Genomic DNA, 3946 nt, shown 5'->3' on the forward strand with positions numbered 1-3946 from the left:
CTTTTTCTTCCCATGATCCAGCATTCTGGCTATGGATTTTCGCCTTATGATCTTCACTGGCGGTCACCACATGGAGGCAGTCGGCGCTAAAATTGGCTGATTTGATCCAGAAACCATGTTTAATTGTGCCCATTTTTTTCCACGATCCATCAGCCAGCAGGTCACAGATTATCGCTGTACTAGCAAAAGTGATGATGACCAGATGGCAGCTATCGGCACTGAACCGGGCCGAGCGGGCTCCGGACTCGGTTTGAATGGTAGATGTTACTGCCCATAATCCAGCAGCTGACTGACCATGGATTTCAATAACGAAATTTACAGCATAGAAAATTATCATGTGATGGCCATCAGGGCTAAGCCGGGTCGAGCAGATCGTATTTTTATGAAAAGCGTCCTCTAGTTCCCATGATTCATTGTTCCCCCGACCAGTGATTTTCACCGAATCACCAAAACTGGCAGTCACCACGCGGCGACCATCACCAATGAAGGTGGCTGAAACGAGGTAATTATTATGGGTAATGATGGTTTTTTCTTCCCATGAGCCATCGTCCTCCAGACCATATATTTTCGCTGTAGCATCGTGACCGGCGGTTATCAGATAGCGGCCATCGGGGCTAAAAATGGCTGTTCTGACCCATTCATCATGGGTAATGATGGCTTTTCGTTTCCACGAGCCATCATCCTCCAGACCATAGATTTTCGCTGTTTTATCGCGACTGGCGGTTACCAGATGTTGGCCATCGGGGCTGAAATTGGCTTCGTAGACTCTATCACCATGGGTAATTTCGAGTTTTTCCACTAACTCGAATTTTTTACATAGAGTCATCAGTTTACTGTTGGTGAAAAGTAACTGCGCAGGAAAATGAATATTCTCTTGTTGTTTTATGAGCAACTCAATAGTCTCCTTATTTGCAAACGGCTTCAACCAAGCACGGAGTTGGTGCTCATCTTTTGTATTAATGGTGGTCTTCAGTTGATATTGGTGTGGTGAAGGAAACGAAGGAAAACGGCGATTCCATGCTCTTTCCAGAGCTATATTTTGTTTAACAAGATCGCGAAAATATTTGCATACCTTTGCTAACCGGGTAACCTCTCGTAAACCCAGACAGCGAATAATTTTTGAATGTATTAATTCGGGCAACTCTAAGAATGGGGAGTTATTGTTGTGATACAGAGTAACGTCCCTGCTTTCACTGACACCCGTTGCTGCTTCGTCCAGCTGAGTTTGTTCAAATGTTCGCGAGAGCGGTTCGTGTATGCTGAAATTGCTCTTAATAGGGTTCATCCCTGATTTCTCCGTAGCTCCAAATTCAGTATTTATGCTCGCTTGGAAAGGACATTTAAAATGGATTCGATCTGTTGGAGTCGGTTTTATAGTATAAGTTCAAAAATATTGAGGTCAGTGGAACTCAGATAAAGAAGAGCACTGATACGGGAAAATAACAGAGAGAAACTTTTTTATTGAGAGCCCGCTGCAAAAGTTGTAGTCAGGTACTCAACATATATGCTGTTTTTAAATCGGTTATCATCAAAAAGACGCTTAATTGCAGGTTGTTTTAGTGGCTTAAACGTCCATCGGATCATCAATCTTTCCTTTGAGTTCAGTGATTCTCGCCTTGTTATCGTGAGTGACGGTGACCACATTTCGGCTATCGGCACTGAAGTTGGCTGAGGTGACTGAACTCTCGTGTCGAATGACGGCTTTTTCTACCCATGTGCCATCAGCCCACAGGCCATAAATTTTCGCCGTGGAATCTAAACTGGCGGTCGCCACAAGGCAACTATCGGGACTGAAGGTGGCTCCATGGATGCAATCTTCGTGGATGATGGCGGCTTTTTTTACCCAGGATCCATCGGCCTGCAGGCCATAGATTTCTGCAGTTCCGCCAACAAAACCGGTGATCAGCAGATGTCGGCTATCGGCGCTGAAGTTGGCTGAGTACAGCCCATAATCATGATCAATTCTGGTTATTTCTTTCCATGATCCATCGTCATGCAGCTTACAGATTTTCGCTGTGCAATCTAAGCTGGTACTTACAAGGTGGCGGCTGTTGGCGCTGAAGTTGATGGAGCTGATGGTGAGCTGGTGTTGAAGGGTTATTTTTTTTACCCATGATCCATCGTCCCCCTGACCATAGATTTTCAGAGCTAAACCTGCACTACAGATCGCCAGATGACGGCCATCGGAGCTGAGCTTGGCCTCGTTGATAACTGTTTCATGAATAATGTCCTCTGCTCTCCATGATCCATCGTCCCCCTGACTACGGATTTTTACCTCATTTTGATTGACGGTCACCACACGGCGGCCATCATCACTAAAGGTGGGTCGAAGGACCAATACATCATGGGAAATGGTGGCTTTTTCTTCCAATGATCCATCATCTTCCTTCAGACCATAGATTTTCACTGTGTCATTGGCGCTGGTGACTACCAGATGGCGACCATCGTTGCTGAAGGTGGCTGAGCTGAACCAAAGTCCAAAAATAATGTTAATGGTGGCTTTTACTCCCAATGAGCCAACGTCCTGAAGATCATGGATTTTAGCTGTGTTATCGCGACTGACGGTCACCAGATAGCGGCCATCGGGGCTGAAGTTGGCAAAGTCGACGCTTTCCTCGTGGGAAATGATGTCTTTTAGTTCCCATAATCCATCGGTCCCCCGGCCGCAGATTTTCGCTGTGTTATCGTGACTGGCGGTTGCCAGATAGCGGCCATCGGGACTGAGTGTGGCAGCGATGATTTTTGCATCATGGGTAATGACAGTTTTTTCCACTAACTTAAATTTTTCACATAGAGACATCAGTTTACTGTTGGTGAAAAGTAATTGAGCAGGAAAATGAACATTCTTTCGTTGTTCTATGAGCGACTTGATGGCGTCCTCATTCGCAAACGGCTTCAACCAAGCACGGAGTTGGTGATCATCTTTTGTCTTAAAGAGGGTCTTTAGTTGATATTGCTGTGGTGAAGGAAACCGGCGACTCCATGCTCTTTCCAGAGCTTTATCATTTTTAACAAGATCGTGAAAATATCTGCATACTTTTGCAAATTGGGTAATCTCTCGAAAACTCAAACAGCGAATAATCTTTAAATGTATTAATTCGGGCAAGCCGGGCAATAAAGGTCCATTTTTGTCATGTACAGTAACGTCTCTGCCTGCAATGACACCCGTTGGTGCTTCCTCCACTTGAGGTGGCTCAGGTGTTGGCGAGAGTAAATTACCAATGCTGGAATTGTTGTTCATTGGGCCCATGTCTGATTCCTTTATGGTTGCAAAGTCAGTATTTATCCTCGCTTAGAAAGGACATTAAAAATTGATCAGGTCTGTTAGACTCGGCTTTAAAGCGGAAGTTCAAAATATTGAGGTCAGTGGAACCCGGGAAAAGAAGAGTTCTGATCCGTGAAAATGATAGAAAAAAGCTTTCTCATTGAGAGACCACTGTAAAATCGTCATCGGGTTCTCGACATAACCCTTGGTTCACAGTCCTTTGGAACCGTTTGTACATGCGGCGGTTAGCTGGGAAGTCTGGACAGAATGAGCTTTAAGGCTCCTTTGATTTCCACATTGTCAGCTTTCAACTCTACGATGTCTGCTTTCAACTCTGCGTTATCTGCTTTCAGTGCAGCAATCGCTTTGTCTTGATGATCAAAACGCTTATCTCGCTCATCAAAACGTTTTTCTTGCTGATCGAACCTTCGGTGCATTTCACCACGGGTTTTACTGGCGTAGCTGACAATACCCGTTAAGGTGTCCCGAATATGGTCAAGCTCTGTTTCGGGCGGTTGTTCAGCGTTTAAGCTCATGCTTTACTCCTGACAAGTGAGTGAGAGCAACAGTCAAATAAAATTGCAACAATCGCAAAGTCAATTACGCTAGACACAAGATAAATCATTAGAAGGTGAATTTATCTTGTGGGTTTCAGCTACAAAGCTCGCCAAGATTGAAGGC

The 3946-nt window shown here is 44.9% G+C and carries 3 protein-coding genes; all 3 read right to left on the reverse strand.

Annotation, left to right across the window (positions count from 1 at the left end; translation table 11 throughout):
* On the reverse strand, positions 1–1285 hold a 1285-nt coding region (locus KDK17_RS10145), incomplete at its 3' end, for an F-box/WD40 repeat-containing protein (RefSeq protein WP_257288003.1).
* A 279-nt stretch (positions 1286–1564) separates the two neighbouring features.
* Positions 1565–3250: an F-box/WD-40 repeat-containing protein gene (locus KDK17_RS10150; RefSeq protein WP_257280981.1), complete on the reverse strand. Its 1686-nt coding sequence runs from the start codon at positions 3248–3250 to the stop codon at positions 1565–1567.
* Positions 3251–3510: 260 nt separating this feature from the next.
* The gene (locus KDK17_RS10155; RefSeq protein ID WP_257255142.1) at positions 3511–3801 is read right to left on the reverse strand and encodes a hypothetical protein; all 291 of its coding nucleotides are present in this window, start codon (positions 3799–3801) and stop codon (positions 3511–3513) included.
* Positions 3802–3946: the final 145 nt, after the last annotated feature.

This window comes from Endozoicomonas sp. SESOKO2 (assembly GCF_024606245.1).
Classification (GTDB): domain Bacteria; phylum Pseudomonadota; class Gammaproteobacteria; order Pseudomonadales; family Endozoicomonadaceae; genus Endozoicomonas_A.